This is a genomic window from Pseudomonas sp. CFBP2511 (assembly GCF_030209255.1).
Lineage (GTDB): Bacteria > Pseudomonadota > Gammaproteobacteria > Pseudomonadales > Pseudomonadaceae > Aquipseudomonas > Aquipseudomonas avellanae.
Window position 1 is genome coordinate 293,996 of the sequence record NZ_JARVSI010000028.1, and the last position, 17,746, is coordinate 311,741.

Below are 17,746 nucleotides of genomic sequence, written 5' to 3' on the forward strand. Positions count from 1 at the left end.
TGATCGCCTCAGAGCACGACGCGCAGGCATTGCCCGGCGTGGTACAGAGTGAAACCGGCGTCGTAGGCCAGCGCACGCAGGCCATTGGCCGAGACCTTTTTGTTGTTGCTGGAAAAACTCACCGGCAGCGCCGCCGCGTCGCCACTTAGCAGGTAATCGGCAAAGCATTTGCCCACCAGCGTTCCGGTGGTCACGCCACGGCCATTGAAGCCGGTCGCGGCCAGCAAACCGGGCGCAGGTTCGAACAGACGCAGCAAGTGGTCTGGTGTAAAGCCGATACGGCCGGTCCAGGTGCTTTGCCACTCGACCCGGCCCAGTTGCGGAAAATAATGCTGCTGGACGCGGTCTGCCCACTGACGAATGAACCACAGCGGATAATTGCCAGCATTGCCGAGGCTACCCAACAGCAGCCGCCCATGGGCATCGCGGCGAATGTTGCTGAGCACCGTGCGCGTATCCCATGAACCTTGCCCGCCACGCAGAATGTCCGCCTGCGCCGCACCGCTGAGGGGCTGCGAGGCGACCTGATAGTAATAGCCTGCAAAGATATGATTCTTGATATCGGTCCACTCACCTTCGGTGTAAGCATTGGAAGCGATGATCACTTTCTCGGCGCGGACGCTGCCGGTTGCGGTGGAAACCTTCCAGCCGTCGGCGGTGCGTTGCAGCCCGTTGACGGGCGACTCGCCAAACAGCTGACCACCCCGCGCCACCACGTTGAGCGCCATGCCCGACACATACGCCATCGGGTTCACCGTACCGGCGCGATGATCCAGCAACGCGCCGCTGACCTTGTCGGTGCCGCAGGCGTCTTCGCAGGCTTTGCCGGTCAGTAATTCAACGTTGGCACCGCGCCGCTGCCACTGCTCGGCGCGGCTTTTCAAATCCGCAAACCCCTTGGCGTTGTGCGCCATGTGCAGGTTGCCGGTGCGAGTGTCCTGACAATCGATGCGGTACTTGTCGATGGTCGCAAACACCAGCGCCGGCGCTGCGCCCAACGCAGTATTGAGGCGGCTGGCCTCGACGCTGCCCAGGGTTTTCTCCAGTTCGTCGGGCGCGACCCAGGTCCCGGCGTTGACCAGACCGACGTTGCGCCCGGAGCCGCCGTGGCCGACCTGATGCGCCTCGACCACGCACACCGACTTGCCGCCCTCAAGCAACTGCAACGCAGCCGACAGGCCGGTGAACCCTGCGCCGATGATGCACACATCGGCGTTTCGCTCACCGGTCAGCTGCGGGCTCAGCGGACGTTGCGGAGTCAATTGTTCCCACAGACAGCCTTGAGCAAACTGCACCATCGAAAAACTCCAGCAATGTCAGTGAAAAACGCCCGGTTCGGATCAGTCGAAAACGATGCCCTGAGCCAGTGGCAGCTCGCGGGAATAGTTGACGGTGTTGGTTTGCCGACGCATGTAGGCGCGCCACGAATCGGAGCCTGATTCGCGACCGCCACCGGTTTCTTTCTCGCCACCGAACGCGCCGCCGATTTCTGCGCCGCTGGTGCCGATGTTGACGTTGGCGATGCCACAGTCGCTGCCCGCCGCACTCTGGAAAGCCTCGGCTTCGCGCAGGTCAGTGGTGAAAATGCACGACGACAGGCCTTGTGGCACTTCGTTGTTCAGGCGCAAGGCTTCTTCAAAGTCGTCATAAGCCAGTACGTAAAGAATCGGCGCGAAGGTTTCGTGACGGACGACCTCGGTCTGACCCGGCATTTCGGCGATGGCCGGCGTGACGTAATAGCCGTTCGGGTATTTATCCTGCAATTGACGCTCGCCGCCGAACACCTGACCGCCCTCGTCACGGGCCTTGGTCAGGGCGTTCTGCATGGCCGAGAACGCCTGTTGATCAATCAGCGGGCCGATCAGATTGCCTTCGCGCGGGTCACCGACACGCACCTTGGCGTAGGCCGCTTTGACGCGGGCGACCACTTCATCCTTGATCGAACGGTGCACAATCAGACGGCGCAGCGTGGTGCAGCGTTGACCGGCGGTGCCCACGGCGCTGAACAGAATGCCGCGCACGGCCAGGTCCAGATCGGCGCTGGGGGCCAGAATCATCGCGTTGTTGCCGCCCAGTTCCAGAATAGTGCGGCCGAAACGTGCGGCAACCCGCGGACCGACTTCGCGGCCCATGCGGGTGCTGCCGGTGGCGCTGATCAGGGGCACGCGCGGGTCATCGACCAGCGCTTCACCGGCGTCACGATCACCAATGACCAACTGCGCCAACGCGGCCGGTGCGTCACCGAAAATCGTCAGCGCCTTGTCGAACAGCGCCTGGCACGCCAGCGCGGTCAACGGCGTTTTTTCCGACGGTTTCCAGATCACCGGGTTGCCGCAGACCAGCGCCAGCGTGGTGTTCCATGCCCAGACCGCGACCGGAAAGTTGAAAGCGCTGATCACGCCGACCACGCCCAGCGGGTGCCAGGTTTCACGCATATGATGGCCAGGACGTTCGGAAGCGATGGTCAAGCCGTACAACTGACGCGACAGGCCGACGGCGAAGTCGCAGATGTCGATCATTTCCTGCACTTCACCCAGACCTTCCTGAGTGATCTTGCCCGCCTCGACCGACACCAGTTCGCCAAGGTCAGCCTTGTGCTCGCGCAGCACTTCACCAAAGATCCGTACCAGCTCGCCACGGCGCGGGGCCGGTACGGTGCGCCACTTCAGGAATGCGCTGTGGGCGCTGTCGATGCGCGCCACCACCTGCGCCTCGTTTTCCAGGGTGACCGAGGCAATCTGGCTGCCATCAATCGGGGTGTAAACCGGATAGTCCCCTTGTGTGTGGGCACTGTTCGCCACGCCCAGACGTGCTAATAACTCGGCAACCATGTTGATGCTCCTGTCATGGACTAAAAATCATTGATGACAGCAGTATCGACCCGGACGCGGCCCGCCCACAAACGACGTTTTTGAAAAACATGATTCCTTTTAGGAATGAACTATTGGCTTCCGAAGCCATTAACTGCCGCAACATCGGGAATTATTGGAATGATCCAGTGATTTTATTTCGTTTGCGGCCGAGGTCCGATGTTTGTTTGGATACGGCCAGCATGATCACCCCCAGTACGATCACCTGTAGCCAAGGCCAGACCGATGAGCGAACACATCAGCGAATCCATTTCCTTTGTCCACAGCATGACCTTGTCCCACGGCCGCAATGCTGAAGTCTGGGACACCACGGGCAAGCGCTACATCGACTTCGTCGGCGGCATCGGCGTGCTCAATCTGGGGCATTGCAACCCGCAGGTGGTCAAAGCCATTCAGGATCAGGCGGCCAGGCTTACCCATTACTGCTTCAATGCCACGCCTCACGATCCGTACATCCAGTTCATGCGGCAACTGACGCAATTTGTGCCGGTGAGCTATCCGCTGAGCGGCATGCTTACCAACAGCGGTGCGGAAGCGGCGGAAAATGCCCTGAAGATCGTGCGCGGCGCGACGGGTCGCAGCGCGGTGATTGCTTTCGACGGCGGCTTTCATGGCCGCACGCTGGCGACGCTGAACCTCAACGGCAAGGTGGCGCCCTATAAACAGAAAGTCGGCGTGCTGCCCGGCCCGGTGTTCCACATTCCGTTCCCCAGCAAGGACAACGGCGTGAGCACCGAACAGGCGCTCAAGGCGCTGGAGCGGCTGTTCAGTGTCGAAATCGATGTCAACGATGTGGCTTGCATCATCTTCGAGCCGGTGCAGGGCGAAGGTGGTTTTCTGGCCATGGAGGCAGATTTTGCTCAGGCGCTGCGAGCGTTCTGTGATGAACATGGCATCGTGTTGATCGCCGATGAAATCCAGTCCGGCTTCGGGCGTACCGGGCAGCGCTTTGCGTTCACCCGGCTGGGCATAGAACCGGACCTGATTCTGCTCGGCAAAAGCATTGCCGGGGGTATTCCGCTGGGTGCGGTGGTCGGTCGCAAGGCGCTGATCGACAGCCTGCCCAAGGGCGGACTGGGTGGCACCTATTCCGGCAACCCGATTGGCTGTGCGGCGGGCCTCGCCTCGCTGGCGCAGATGACCGATGAAAACCTGTCCACGTGGGGTGAACAGCAGGAGAGTGCCATTGTTTCGCGCTATAACGCCTGGCAGGCGAGCAACCTGTCACCCTACCTGGGCAGGCTGACCGGTGTGGGCTGTATGCGCGGCATCGAACTGATCACGCCGGATGGCAATCCCGGCACCCGACAGCTCGCCGAACTGCTGGGCGCGGCCCGTGACGCCGGGCTGTTGTTGATGCCCAGTGGCAAGTCGCGGCACATTATCCGGCTGCTGATTCCGCTGACCATAGAGCCCGACGTGCTGCACGAAGGGCTGGATATTTTCGAGCGTTGCCTGGCGGCGCTGGCTTGACCCGTACGGAGAAAACACCCTGATGAGCACTGCACGCTTTGCCGACCCGGACCAGATTCGCGCCGGGTTCTCACGCGCCATGTCGCAGATGTACCAGCACGAAGTGCCGCTGTACGGCACGCTGATGGAACTGGTGAGCGAGGTCAACGCGCAGGTCATGAGCCGCGACGGCGAGGTGCTGGACAGTTTGCGCCAGACGGGCGAAATCCAGCGTCTGGACATGGAGCGTCACGGCGCGATTCGCGTGGGTACGGCGCAGGAACTGGCCACCCTCGCCCGCCTGTTTGCGGTGATGGGCATGCAGCCGGTCGGTTACTACGACCTGACGGCAGCTGGCGTGCCGGTCCACTCGACTGCCTTTCGTGCTGTGCACGAGCAGGCATTGCAGGTCAGTCCGTTTCGGGTGTTCACCTCGTTGCTGCGTCTGGAGCTGATCGAAAGCGACAGCCTGCGCGAGTTCGCCAGTCGTGTGCTGGCCAAGCGCACGATCTTCACGCCTTGCGCCTTGGCGCTGATCGAAAAGCATGAAGCAGACGGCGGCTTGAGCGAGCCCGACGCCGTCGAGTTTATCCAGCAGGCGCTGGAAACCTTTCGCTGGCATAACACGGCGACGGTCTCGCTCGACGAGTACCGGCAATTGAATGCCCAGCATCGCCTGATCGCCGATGTGGTGGCGTTTCGTGGCCCGCACATCAACCACCTGACGCCGCGAACCCTGGATATCGACGCCGTGCAAAGCGGCATGCCCGGCAAGGGCATTACGCCCAAGGCCGTGGTTGAAGGACCGCCACCTCGTCAGTGTCCAATCCTGTTGCGCCAGACCAGCTTCAAGGCGCTGGAAGAACCGATCAGCTTCATCGGTCAGGGTGGCAGTGAGTCGGGCAGTCACTCGGCACGCTTCGGCGAGATCGAACAGCGCGGCGCCGCGCTGACGCCCAAAGGCCGCGAGCTGTATGACCGGCTGCTGAACGAGGCCCGCGATGCACTGGGCGAGTTCCCCAATGAGGCCAATGCCGTGCGCTATGCCGGGCTACTGGAAAAGGCCTTTCAGGCATTCCCGGACAGCCATGATGAAATGCGTGCGCAGGGTCTGGCGTATTTTCGCTATTTCCCGACTGACACGGGCGTTGCGGCCCGCGCATCCGGCAGTCTGGAGCAGCTTGTCGAGGCAGGCCATGTGTGCTTTGAGCCGCTGGTATACGAAGACTTTCTGCCGGTCAGCGCGGCAGGTATCTTCCAGTCCAACCTGGGTGACAACGCCCAGGCGCACTACGCAGCGAATTCGAACCGGCAGGATTTTGAGCGGGCGCTGGGGCGTGGGACGCTTGATGAACTGGCGCTGTACGCCGACACCCAGCGGCGGTCACTGGAAGACTGCGCCGAGGTGCTGGGGTTGAATGAGTCATAACGGGTGAGAGTGCGTGGGAATACAATTCGCGACGCTCTGCGTCGTAAAAAGAGGACGCGGAGCGTCCGGAACGGCATGCGACGCGGAGCGTCGCACGATAGTTGAGGTAGTTGAGGTTATCGTTCCCTACGCTCTGCGTGGGAATGCAGTTCGCGACGCTCTGCGTCGCAAAAAGAGGACGCAGAGCGTCCAGAACGGCATGCGACGCGGAGCGTCGCACGATAGTCACTTTCAAGGGCCGTGCGGCCCTTCCTGTGTTCTGTTTAAAGCAACGGTAAATAAAATTCGCAATATTGGTGTGCACCCCTGCGCTATGCATACTGCGATGGCGAGTGGACAGCAAGGTGCTGTATTCACAGGCTCATCCCTTCGAATAACGCACATGATGATCCGCTGGCATTGGCTCGAAGCAGCCTGGGTCTGAGTCACGTTCCAGACCTCATAAAAATACTCGGCCGGATAACGGTCTCCATGGCTCCATGGACTTCAAAGCTGCCCTGGCGTGTCACTGCGCCGACCTGAAAAACAGAATAACGATTGATAAGGCCTGTAAAAGGCCATTCAGCAGGCAAGGGGATCATCATGCAAAACTCACACGCTGCAGCGTCGGGCGACAATCAGGCCGTCTCATCGATGGTGAAACTGTATGTCTGGGCCGCCGTTATCCTCATCATTGCCGAAATGATCGGCGCTATCAGCATTCCGCTGGGCCCCGGCAAAGTGGTGTTGCTGCCCATGGTCTGGGCGCTGCTGATCGGTGCGATGGTCGGCATCGCCAGCCGCCGCCTGCCGGGCAGTATCGGTATCGATCACGGCATCCAGCTGCGTGCAGCCTCGATCCTGCAACCCGCCCTGCTGATTTTCATCGCCAAACTCGGCCTGGTGGTCGGTGGTTCGCTGCCCGTGGTGTTTGCTTCTGGATGGGCGCTGGTGTTTCAGGAATTTGGGCACTTTGTCGGCACCGTGGTCCTGGGCCTGCCGGTGGCACTGATGCTCGGTATCAAGCGCGAAGCGATTGGTGCGACATTCTCGGTCGGCCGCGAGCCAAGCCTGGCAATCATCGGCGAACGTTACGGCATGGACTCCCCGGAAGGTCGCGGGGTGCTCGCCGAGTACCTGACCGGCACGCTGTTTGGTGCGCTGTTTATTGCCATCGTCGCCGGTTACATAGCCAGCCTGGGGATTTTCCACCCCAACTCGCTGGCGATGGGTTCGGGCATCGGTTCGGGCAGCATGATGGCGGCCGCAGCAGGTGCAATCGCCGCGCAACAAACGCCGGAAGTCGCCAAGGAAGTCATGACCCTGGCCGCTGCGTCCAACCTGATCACCACCACCATCGGCACCTACTTCACCCTGTTTATCTCCCTGCCGCTGGCGGTGTGGGGCTATCGCGTGCTCGAGCCGCTGATCGGCCGCACTACCAAAGCGTCCATGAGCGAGGAAGGCATACGCCACAGCGACGTGTCGCTGGACGTGCCGGAGCTGGGCTGGTCGGGCAAGATCAGTGCGTGGCTGGCAGCCGGCGCGCTGGCGTTGATTGCCAACTATGTCGGCTACAAGACCTTGTCGGCGGATGCGTTTACCGGCATGGGCATCATGATTTTCTGTGCCTTTGTCGGCGAGGCGCTGTGCAGCCTGATCGGCCGCAAGATCCCGGCAGTGTGCACGGTTTCGCTGGTGGCGATGTTCCTCACCTCCCCCGCTTGCCCGTGGGCCGCCGAGATTGCGCGGCTGACCAGTTCGATCAATATGCTGGCGGTCATCACGCCGATGCTGACCTTCGCCGGCCTGTCGATTGCCAAGGACCTGCCAGCCTTCCGCCGCCTGGGCTGGCGCATCGTGCTGGTGTCGTTCCTGGCCAACTTCGGCACCTTCATCGGCGCGGTGTTGATTGCCGAGATGTTTCACTGATTCTGTGCGCGGCTAATGTGCTGCCTCGCCCACCAGCCAGTCATGCACCGCGCGGCGTGCCGGGGTGTTGAGCGCACCTTCGCGATAGGCCAGGACGTATTTTTTTCTGGCCTTGATCGGATGCCCGAACGGCACGATCAGCAAGCCTTGTTCCAGCTCGTCGGTAATCAGTGCCTTGCGGGCAATGGCCACGCCCATGCCCATGCGCGCGGCGTCGATGGTCAGGTGATTGCGGTTGAAGGTGTGGCCGCGACGCACGTCGATGCCATCTGCACCGATGGCGGTCAGGTAAAACTCCCATTCTGCGTATTCGTAGCTGCCGCGCCAGGCGGTAATGTCGTGCAACAACGGAAAATGCACCAACTGGCTGGGCGTATCCAGCGGCGGCTTGCCCACCAGCAGGCTTGGCGAACAGACCGGGAACAGCTCTTCTTCCAGCAACGGCGTGGTCGATAACCCCGGATAGCTGCCGTCATTAAGGTCAATGGCCAGATCGAAATCGTCATCGCGCAACGACCCGCTGCTGTCTTCGGCGATGATCCGCAACTGGATGTCCGGAAACGCGTCCTGCAAGCGCGGCAGGCGTGGCATCAGCCATTTGCTGAGGAATGACGGAATGCAACGCAGCTTGAATACCCCGCCGATGCGCCCCGAATACAGCAGGCGCAGCTCTTCGCTGATGCGGCTCTGCACCTCGTTGGCGACCACCGCCAGGCGCTGACCTTCGGCGGTCAGCTCCAGCCCGCGCCCGACCCGATGAAACAGTGCAAAACCCAGACGCTCCTCAAGCTGGCGCATCTGCTGGCTGATCGCGCCGGGGGTGACGTGCAGTTCCTCCGCGCAACGGGTGAAAGAGAGGTGTCGGGCCGCACAAGCAAAGACCTGTAACCAGGCGTGCATCTGCGCGTTGAAGATTCTGCTCATTGAAGAGTTCCGCTAAAGCGTTGCATAGCAACAATCGTTTGTCGTTTTGCCAGTCCAAGCCAAAGATGAAGACCAGAAAGAAGGAGTCTGCAACTCCTCTGCATCATCTCATTTGAAGGACCTCCGTGATGGCCATCAGCGTCTTCGACATGTTCAAAATCGGCATCGGGCCGTCCAGTTCCCATACTGTCGGGCCGATGCGCGCCGGGGCACTGTTCGTGACCGAGCTGCGCAACCAGAACCGGTTGCATAGCGTAGAACGTATCGAGGTGCGATTGTACGGTTCTCTGTCGGCCACGGGCATCGGTCATGGCAGCGACCGGGCGACCGTCATGGGTTTGATGGGCGAATGGCCAGACCAGATCGACCCCAGCCAGGTCAACCAACGCATCGACGCCTTGCGCGCCGACAACCAGCTGATGCTGGCGGGTGAACAGGCCATCACCTTTGTCTGGGAGCGGGACATGTGCCTGCTCGACGAAAGCCTGCCCTACCACCCCAACGGCATGACCCTGTGCGCCTACGGCAAGACCGGTGAAGTGCACGAGCAGACCTACTATTCGGTAGGCGGCGGCTTTGTGATCGACGCCGAACAGGCCGCCAGCGGCGTGCTGGACAATGACACCACCGTGCTGCCCTACGATTTTTTCAGCGGCGCGCAGTTGCTGAAACTGTGCAAGACCCACGGCATGAGCATTTCCGAACTGATGATGGCCAACGAGAAGGTCTGGCGCAGCGAGGCAGAAATTCGCGAGAAGATCATGGTCATCTGGACGGCAATGCGCGCCTGTGTGGACAAGGGCCTGCTGGAAACCGGCATTCTGCCGGGCGGTTTGAACGTGCGTCGTCGCGCTTATCGCCTGCACCAGAGCCTGCAAAACCTCGACAACCCGAACGTGATCGGCTCGACCCTGAGTGCCATGGAATGGGTCAACCTGTTCGCCCTGGCGGTCAACGAAGAAAACGCCGCAGGCGGGCGCATGGTCACCGCGCCCACCAACGGCGCGGCCGGTATCGTGCCTGCGGTGCTGCATTACTTCATGAAGTTCAAGCCCACGGCCAATGACGACGATGTGGTGCGCTTCTTCCTGAGCGCCGCAGCGGTCGGCATTCTGTGCAAGAAAAATGCGTCGATCTCGGGTGCCGAAGTGGGTTGTCAGGGTGAAGTCGGCTCGGCCTGCGCCATGGCCGCCGCCGGGCTGGCGGAAATTCTCGGTGCGACCCCCGAGCAAGTCGAAAACGCCGCCGAAATTGGCCTGGAACATAACCTGGGGCTGACCTGCGACCCGGTCGGCGGGCTGGTGCAAATCCCCTGCATCGAACGTAACGCGATTGCTGCCGTGAAGGCCATCAATGCCGCACAAATGGCCCTGCGCGGCGACGGCGAGCACCACATCTCGCTGGACCACGCCATCCGCACCATGCGCGACACCGGTGCGGATATGCACGACAAATACAAGGAAACCTCACGCGGCGGGCTGGCGGTGAACCTGATCGAGTGCTGATCGGCCCAGGCGTTTACTGATTCAACAGCGTCGAACCCGAATAGAAAATCCCGCCCAGCGCGATCAGCAGCAAGGTCACGCTGGAAACGATTTCGATCTTGCGCTTGTACTTCAAGGCCAGTTTCTGACGCATGAGGAAGATGTAGGCGAACAGGATCGACAGGTCAATGATGATCCACAGAACCGACAACAAGGCGATGCTGCCCTTGAACGACTCGGTGACGTGGATGAACTGCGGGAAAAACGAGACGAAGAAGATAATGTCCTTAGGGTTGGAAATCCCTACCAGAAAGCCGGTCACCAGCCCGCTGTGCCGGCTGCGCGCAGGCAACGGCGCTGGCGCGGCTTCGGGCTGCGACGGGGCGTAACGCAACGCCTGCTCCAGCGCCTGCACCGACAGGTAAGCGATAAAGAAACAGCCGACCAGACTGATCCAGTTGAGCATGCTGACGCTCACCGACAACGTGCCCGTCAGGATCAATGCCGCGACCATCACCAGCACCAGCGACGCCCAGTTGGTGCCCAGCGCCGTCAACATCGCGCGTTTGGGCCCGCACGCCAGGCTGGTGTTGACGATCAGCGCCACCACCGGGCCCGGGGTGATGATCAGCATGAACACGCTGAACATGTAAATCAGCAGCAACGATATATCCATGGGTACTCAACGCTCGTTCAAATGGTCAGTCTTGTCGACTTTGATGTGCAGAGGGCAACGGGACAACGCCAGCCCGCCCTCTTCATATAACTGATACTGCTTCCATTCCAGGCTGCTGCGATCACCAAAAAAGCCCAGTGTGTCGGGCACTACCCCGTTGTTGTAATCGGCGATGCGCTGACGAATCTTTTCCCTGACCTTGCGACCGCTTTCCGTCTCGGCGCTCGCTACTTCGTCAAAGTTCTCCCGAGGGTTGACCACAAACACGATGTGCCCACCCAGCGAGCGGCTTTTCATGGCGCTGTGACGGGGAAAGCTCATGTTGATGAACATCGGCAGCCCGGCGAAGTGATAAGTCCATTCGAACACCTCAGGGTCTGTGCAGGCCTTGGCGGGCCAGGGCGATCGGTCGCCGTCATGCAAATGTTGCAACGTGGCCCACGCATAGGCCTGTTCTTCGGCCAGGCTGTTGAAATCGTTTTTCTCGAAAATGACAATTAGCGGGTTGAACAGTCGGTCTTCAAGGGGCGTGTCGTTGACGAACTTCACGTACTCTTCCATGCCGTCACGAAGCGCTTGTTGCTCATGTTCACAGGGGATGAACAGCAGCAGACAACTTCCGGACTTGTTGGCACGGCGTCCAAACAGGCAAGGGAACCCCTTGTCACTCAGCACCTGTTCAAATTGCCTGTAAGCCTGAACTCTCCAGCCCATTTCCAGGGCGGTGTCACTTTCCAGCAAGTGCCTTACAACGGATTGACGCAACAGCATTTCGGACTTGGGCAGCATATTCCCTCACGCACGCAGCAGATAAGAACACCGCCTTATTGTTTATTTTTTACGACAGTGACGAGCCGGCGATTCTGACCGCAGGCGCGTGCGCGGAAAAATGGAAAAAGGTGTAACCTACTATGATAAATAATCATGGTTAGTTATCACATGACTGAACGTATCCCGCCGCTTTACGCGCTGAGAGCCTTTGAAGTAGCGGCTCGATCATGTTCATTTACACGTGCTGCGCAGGAATTGTCGCTGACCCAGAGCGCCATCAGCCGCCATATCCGTACGCTGGAAGAAACCCTCGGCTGCCGATTGTTCGAGCGCAATGGCCCACGGCTTTCGTTGAGTGACGAGGGGCGGCGGTTGTCGAGTCAGCTCAAGATCGGCTTCCGGATCATCGAAGACGCTTGCCAGCCGTTCCGGGGTCAGGGCGCGAATTTGCGCCTCAAGTCACCGTCTACCCTGACCATGAGATGGTTGCTGCACGCACTGGAATCCTTTAAACGACCCGCGCCCGCCCTGCCGGTCCAGCTTTCCAGTGTGTGGATGGACTTTGACAGCGTGGACTTTTACTCGGAGCCGTTCGACTGCGCGATTCTGCTGGGCAATGGCAGCTTTGGTGCCGAGGTGGAAACCTGCAAGCTGTTCGATGAATGGCTGATTCCGATCTGCTCGGCAGACACTTTGGGCGATCAGCCGTGGGGGACGGAGCGTTTGCAGGCGGCTGAACTCATTCATCCGTCCAGTGACCGTCGCGACTGGCGGCGCTGGTTGAACCGGATGGATCTGGCCGGTCAGGTGACATTGAGCAAAGGCAAGGTGTTCGACACGCTCGATCAGGGCATTACGGCTGCGGTCAGGGGGCATGGGGTGTCGATTGGCGATCTGTTTCTGGTCGCTGATGATCTGAACGAGGGGCAGGTGTTTTTGCCGTTCAATGCGGCGGTTGGCACCGGGGACGCCTATTACCTGGTCTGGCTGCAGGACAGTTTCAAACGCCAGCGGGTACTGGAACTGCGTGACCACCTGCTGACCTGCCTGCCGGACATCTCCAGTATTGAAGTGCAATTGCTCACTGCGCCTTGATTTGCCGCCTACCGCCAGCGTTATAGATAAGTCTGAAGACCCCGACAATGCGAGCTTCTGCGGGAGGGTGTGCGACCGGGGCGGCGGTCCGCATTGTTCGCAAATACGGTAGTTCAAACGATACACTTTCGCTGAATGCACTGGCGCTTTCGTGAACAAGTTCACTCCCACGGCCTTCGGCCAGAAGCAGAAGCAGATTTTGCTCACCTGGCATTGATTCGCCGCGGCTCGCTAGCGTCATGCACACATCTAACTGACTATCGTGCCGATGCTCCGCGTCGGCATGCAGTTCTGGACGCTCTGCGTCCTCTTTGTGGCGCTCCGCGTCACATAGCGGTTTTGCGAGGTCAGTTGCAGGCATGACGTTGTGCTGCAACATAGATTTGACGCGCTACGCGCTCAAGATCAAGCGCGCAGGCAAGCCATTTAACTCAACTCACCGGCAAACACTGCTCCACCAGCGAAGTCCAGACCGCGACACCCGGCTCAATCACCTGGTCGTTGAAGTCGTAGTAGGGGTTGTGCAGCGCCGCTGACGGTTTTTCGCCATCGACGCCCATCCAGATGTAGGCACCCGGACAGGCGTGCAGCATGAAAGCGAAGTCTTCGGAGGCCATGGAGGGGTTGCAGCCCCACTGCACGTTGGCTTCGCCCACGGCCGCAATCGCTGCACGGCGAATCGTGGCGGCGGCTTCGACGTGGTTTTCGGTCACCGGGTAACCGACGTTGTAGACCAGTTCGCCACGTACGCCAAAAGCCGTCGGCAGACGCTCGACGAATTCGCCGATCAGTTGCTGGACTTTTTCGCGCACCGGCGTTTGCAGACAGCGCACGGTGCCGCGCAACACCGCGGTTTCCGGTATTACGTTGATGGCCTCGCCGGCATTGAACTGGGTGATGCTGACCACCGCAGAATCCAGTGGCGACAGGCGCCGGGAGACAATGGTTTGCAGCCCCAGTACCAGCTCGGCGGCGGCCACGATCGGGTCATTGCCCTTGTCCGGCATGGCCGCATGGCTACCTTTGCCGGTCAGGGTGATTTCAAAGGTGTCCAGCGACGCCATCATCGGCCCGGGATTGATCACCACCTTGCCCGCTGGCACGCCTGGCCAGTTGTGCAAGCCGTAGATGGCTTCCATCGGGAAGCGCTCAAACAGACCGTCTTCGATCATGCGTTGCGCGCCGCCAAGGTTTTCCTCGGCAGGCTGAAAGACGAAGTGCACGGTGCCGGCGAACCGGCGGGTTTCCGACAGGTGCCGGGCGGTGGCGAGCAGAATCGCCGTGTGGCCGTCATGCCCGCAGGCATGCATGCAGCCCTTGTGGGCAGACTTGTGCAGGCTGTCGCCCAGCTCCTGAATCGGCAAGGCGTCCATGTCGGCACGAATACCGATAGTCGGGCCTTCGCCGTTGCGCAGGGTGCCGACCACGCCAGTGCCGCCCAGCCCACGATGCACCTCAAGGCCAAAACCGGTCAGCAGCTCAGCCACTTTGTCGGAGGTTTTCAGCTCTTGAAAACCAAGCTCCGGCGCAGCGTGGATCGTGCGGCGCCAGACGGTTGCTTCGTCAATCAGTGTCTTTGAAATAGGCATTTACTTACTCCAGGCTCGCGCCGTAGCCAAAACTGGCGGCCGGCTTGGCGGCGGTTTCGACCCAGACGCTTTTCACTTCGCTGTACTCGCGCAAGGCATCCAGACCGGAAGAGCGGCCATAACCGCTTTCACCATAGCCGCCGAAAGGCGAACTGACGTGAATAGTCTTGTAACCATTGACCCAGAACGTCCCGGCCCGCACCTGTTTGGCGACTCGGTGAGCTCGGCCGACGTCGCGGGTCCAGACGCCACCGGCCAGGCCGAAGCGGCTGTCGTTGGCAATGCGGATCGCGTCTTCTTCGTCCTTGAACGCAATAGCCACCACCACCGGGCCGAAGATTTCTTCCTGCGCGCAATGCAGCTCGTTGGTGCCTGCCAGCACGGTCGGGTTGATGTAGTAACCAGGTCTGTCCGGAATCGGATCAGCCTGCTCGCCAACCAGTTTTGCACCGTCTTTCAGCGCGCGTTCGACCATGCTTTTCACATGGTTGTACTGCTTGGCGTTGTTGATCGGGCCGATCTGGGTTTCCGGGTCGCCGGGGTCGCCGACCTTGAATTGCGTGGCGGCTACGGCCAGTGCGTTGGTGAATTTCTCGAAGATCGATTCCTGCACCAGCAAACGCGACCCCGAGACACAGCTTTGCCCGGCACCGGAGAAAATCGCCGCCTGAGCGCCGCGCAAGGCGACCTCCAGATCAGCGTCGTCGAACACGATATTGGCTGATTTGCCGCCCAGTTCCAGCACCGCCGGAATACAGCGCTGCGCCGCTGCCACGGCAATGTGCCGACCGGTCGCTGGCGAACCGACGAACACCACTTTGCGGATATCGGCCCTGGCAATGAACGCCTGACCGATGGAATGGCCGAAACCGGCAATCACGTTGACCAGCCCTTTGGGCACGCCCGCGCGCTCGATCAGCACGCCGACTACCAGCGAGCTGAGCGGCGTCAGTTCCGACGGTTTGAGGATGACTGCGTTACCCGCCGCAATGGCTGGGGCAATCTGCCACCCGCAGGTGAAAATCGGCGCGTTCCACGGAGTGATCTGCAACACCGTGCCCAGCGGTTCGTAGGTGACGTAATTGAGGTGCGTGGTCGGCACCGGGATGATTTCGCCGTGCAGTTTGTCCGCCCAGCCGGCGTAGTACTCGAACATCTCGGCAACTTTGAGCACTTCGACGCGAGCATCACGGATCGGTTTGTTGGCGGTCAGGGATTCGAGCTGCGCGAGGTTTTCCTGCTCTTCACGAATCAGATTGCCCACTTGATACATGGCACGGCCCCGCGCCTGGGCAGTCAGTGCCCACCACTGTTGCTGCGCCGCTTTAGCAGCCTTGTCGGCCACTTCGACCAGCGACTCATCGGCATCCGGAAAGCTCAACAGCAGGCTGTCATTGTGGGCATTGCGCACTTCAACCGGCGCGCCGTGGCCTTCGATGAAAGCACCGCCGACGTAGCTGGCGATGACACTGCGATCGCCCCAGTAAGGGCGCATCAGTTCGAGGATAGTTGCAGTGCTCATCGGTTATTCTCCATGACCGTAAAGGGTGGCATCGGTGCGTTGCACGATGGCGCAGAAGTCTTCGTTGTCCGCCAGGGTCTCGCTGCTGGCTTGCCACAACTGCGCGACCACGCGCGACAGCGGCAGGTCCATGTCGAGGCTGTCCGCCAGGTCGCTGGCAAGGCCCACGTCCTTGCGCATCAGGCCCATGGTGAAGCCCGAGTCATAGGCTTTGTTGAGCACCCAGGTGGGGAACATCACTTGCGTGGCACCGCTACGGCCGGAGCCGGCGTTGAGGCCTTGCAGGAGTTTTTCCGGGTCGACGCCCGCGCGCGCTGCCATCGCTACGGCCTCGGCGGTGCTGATCAGGTGGCAGGCGGCAAGCATGTTGTTGGCGATCTTGGCCACGTTGCCCGCGCCGCATTGCCCGACATGCACCCGCGTGCCGCTCATGCCTTCCAGCACCGGCATGGCGCGGGCAAGGTCGGCATCTTCAGCACCGATGACCATCGACATGGTGCCGGTGGCAGCACCTTTCGGGCCGCCCGAGACCGGCGCGTCAATAAACGCGATGCCGGTTTTCGCCAGTTCGGCAGCCACCTTGCGGCTCATTTCCGGCGTCGAGGTGGTGGTATCGACCACGATCAGCCCCTCGTGACCCCATTCGCTGATGCCGCCTGCACCCAGACACACCGACTCCACATGCTCGGCCTTGGGCAGCGACAGGATCAGGATGTCCACGCTCTGAATCAGTTGCTTGCGCTCGACAACCGGCTTGACGCCTTTGCTCTCGGCCTGGGCCAGCGCAGCCGACGACAGGTCGAAGCCGCTGACATCAAAGCCCTTGCTCGCAAGCGTCGCGGCCATGCCACCGCCCATGTTGCCCAACCCGATCACACCTGTTTTCAACGTCATGTCTGCATCTCGATTAGTTTTATAGGCGCTCAAGAAGGATGCCGGCAGCCCTGTGAAGGCTGCGATTTGCTGATGAACCGAGTATGGACAGCGCTCTCCCCTCTCAGCAATAATCCAAAAATCGAATTTATGTTGCCTTTAGCGCAACACAGGAAACCCCATGAGCCTCGTTCAGGATCGACGTATTCTGTATTTCTTCGAAGCGGTGCGCCTGGGCAGCGTCCGGGCAGCGGCTGACTATCTAAACGTCGCGCCGTCTGCGGTCAGCCGGCAGATCGCCCAGCTCGAACAGGAACTCGGCTCGCCGCTGCTGGAGCGCCATCGCCGCGGGGTCAAGCCCACGGAAGCAGGTGACAAGGTGCTGGCCTATTACCGCCAGCGGTTGACTCAGCAGGAAGTGTTGCTGGATTCGATTCAGGCGCTCAAAGGCCTGCACAGCGGCTCGGTGACGCTGGTGTCCGGGGAAGGCTTTCTTGAAAGTCTGGCGCAACCGCTGGCCAGGTTTTCCGAGCTGTACCCGCGAATCGAGCTGATCGTGAACGTCTGCGGCAGCAACGAGGTGATCCGTCAGGTGGTGGAGGATGAGGCGCACATCGGCCTGGTCTTCAACCCTGCCGCCGACCCGAAAATCCGCTCTCACGCGCATCAGCGCAAGCCGGTGTGCGTCATCACTGCGCCCGATCATCCGCTGGCTCAGGAGCAGAACCCCATAGCGCTGCAGGCGCTTGAGCACTACCGTGTCGCGCTGCCTGCCGTGTCTTACGGCATTCGCCAGATTCTTCTGCAAGCCGAGCATCAATTGGGCATCACGGTGCAGCCGACGCTGACCTGCAGCACGTTCGCCATGCTCAAGCATTTCGCCGTGCAGGGCGGCGTCACGCTGCTGCCGACCTTCGTTGTGGAGGAAGAAATAAAGGCCGGTAAATTGCGCGCGCTGCCGCTGCAGGATGAAGTCTTCAGCAGCCCACAGACCCACCTGATCAGCCGCCTGGGCCGTCAGCTCAGCGTCGGTGCCAATCGCCTGATGGGCATGCTGTTGCAGGACATGACGGCGTTTCGTAGCTGACGACGCCGTTAGTCTCGCTTCAGCCAATCGCGCTGAACCATCAAAAATCCTGTGGTTCCTCTT

14 protein-coding genes are annotated in these 17,746 nt (G+C 60.7%); 6 read left to right on the plus strand and 8 right to left on the minus strand.

The genetic code is table 11. From position 1 onward, the window contains the following. Positions 1–8: 8 nt before the first annotated feature. Together amaA and amaB are read right to left on the minus strand one after the other, a co-directional pair. Positions 9–1,298: an L-pipecolate oxidase gene (gene amaA / locus QRN38_RS24100; protein WP_057418849.1), complete on the minus strand. Its 1,290-nt coding sequence runs from the start codon at positions 1,296–1,298 to the stop codon at positions 9–11. A gap of 42 nt (positions 1,299–1,340) precedes the next feature. Then, positions 1,341–2,831, minus strand: coding sequence for an L-piperidine-6-carboxylate dehydrogenase (amaB, locus tag QRN38_RS24105; protein ID WP_007245033.1), 1,491 nt, complete (start codon positions 2,829–2,831; stop codon positions 1,341–1,343). 264 nt (positions 2,832–3,095) lie between these two features. Between amaB and QRN38_RS24110 the strand changes: the two genes are divergently transcribed. The 3 genes from QRN38_RS24110 (at position 3,096) to QRN38_RS24120 (ending at position 7,662) form a co-directional block, all read left to right on the plus strand. After that, positions 3,096–4,343: a 2-aminoadipate transaminase gene (locus tag QRN38_RS24110; protein WP_024666383.1), complete on the plus strand. Its 1,248-nt coding sequence runs from the start codon at positions 3,096–3,098 to the stop codon at positions 4,341–4,343. Positions 4,344–4,365: 22 nt separating this feature from the next. Beyond that, on the plus strand, positions 4,366–5,751 hold the full coding sequence (gene hglS, locus QRN38_RS24115) for a 2-oxoadipate dioxygenase/decarboxylase HglS (protein ID WP_057429135.1): 1,386 nt from the start codon (positions 4,366–4,368) through the stop codon (positions 5,749–5,751). Positions 5,752–6,333: 582 nt separating this feature from the next. Next, positions 6,334–7,662: a DUF3100 domain-containing protein gene (locus tag QRN38_RS24120; RefSeq protein WP_057418607.1), complete on the plus strand. Its 1,329-nt coding sequence runs from the start codon at positions 6,334–6,336 to the stop codon at positions 7,660–7,662. Between the two features lie 12 nt (positions 7,663–7,674). Here the strand turns inward: QRN38_RS24120 and QRN38_RS24125 are convergent, their stop codons facing one another. Beyond that, complete coding sequence (locus tag QRN38_RS24125) at positions 7,675–8,586, minus strand: LysR substrate-binding domain-containing protein (RefSeq protein ID WP_007245038.1); 912 nt, start codon at positions 8,584–8,586, stop codon at positions 7,675–7,677. A 128-nt stretch (positions 8,587–8,714) separates the two neighbouring features. Here QRN38_RS24125 and QRN38_RS24130 point away from each other — a divergent pair, with 128 nt between their 5' ends. Beyond that, complete coding sequence (locus tag QRN38_RS24130; protein WP_011103750.1) at positions 8,715–10,091, plus strand: L-serine ammonia-lyase; 1,377 nt, start codon at positions 8,715–8,717, stop codon at positions 10,089–10,091. A 13-nt stretch (positions 10,092–10,104) separates the two neighbouring features. Here QRN38_RS24130 and QRN38_RS24135 read toward each other — a convergent pair whose 3' ends face one another. After that, positions 10,105–10,746 (minus strand): LysE family translocator, encoded by a 642-nt coding sequence (locus tag QRN38_RS24135; RefSeq protein WP_005616684.1) that lies wholly within the window; start codon positions 10,744–10,746, stop codon positions 10,105–10,107. Between the two features lie 6 nt (positions 10,747–10,752). Continuing rightward, positions 10,753–11,535: a YqcI/YcgG family protein gene (locus QRN38_RS24140; protein WP_054089707.1), complete on the minus strand. Its 783-nt coding sequence runs from the start codon at positions 11,533–11,535 to the stop codon at positions 10,753–10,755. A 150-nt stretch (positions 11,536–11,685) separates the two neighbouring features. On the opposite strand from QRN38_RS24140, the gene QRN38_RS24145 reads away from it, so the two are divergent. After that, complete coding sequence (locus QRN38_RS24145) at positions 11,686–12,612, plus strand: LysR family transcriptional regulator (protein WP_005767830.1); 927 nt, start codon at positions 11,686–11,688, stop codon at positions 12,610–12,612. Between the two features lie 431 nt (positions 12,613–13,043). On the opposite strand, the gene QRN38_RS24150 is transcribed toward QRN38_RS24145, so the two are convergent. The 3 genes from QRN38_RS24150 to QRN38_RS24160 are packed head-to-tail and all read right to left on the minus strand — an operon-like array spanning position 13,044 to position 16,617. Then, positions 13,044–14,201, minus strand: a complete 1,158-nt coding sequence (locus tag QRN38_RS24150) for a M20 aminoacylase family protein (RefSeq protein ID WP_057418608.1) — start codon at positions 14,199–14,201, stop codon at positions 13,044–13,046. A gap of 4 nt (positions 14,202–14,205) precedes the next feature. Further along, positions 14,206–15,723 carry an aldehyde dehydrogenase family protein gene (locus QRN38_RS24155; RefSeq protein WP_057418609.1) on the minus strand — a complete coding sequence of 506 codons (1,518 nt, stop codon included), beginning with the start codon at positions 15,721–15,723 and terminating at the stop codon, positions 14,206–14,208. A 3-nt stretch (positions 15,724–15,726) separates the two neighbouring features. After that, on the minus strand, positions 15,727–16,617 hold the full coding sequence (locus tag QRN38_RS24160) for an NAD(P)-dependent oxidoreductase (protein ID WP_057418610.1): 891 nt from the start codon (positions 16,615–16,617) through the stop codon (positions 15,727–15,729). Between the two features lie 160 nt (positions 16,618–16,777). Here QRN38_RS24160 and QRN38_RS24165 point away from each other — a divergent pair, with 160 nt between their 5' ends. After that, positions 16,778–17,683, plus strand: a complete 906-nt coding sequence (locus tag QRN38_RS24165) for a LysR family transcriptional regulator (RefSeq protein ID WP_005767818.1) — start codon at positions 16,778–16,780, stop codon at positions 17,681–17,683. The last annotated feature ends 63 nt before the right edge of the window (positions 17,684–17,746 follow it).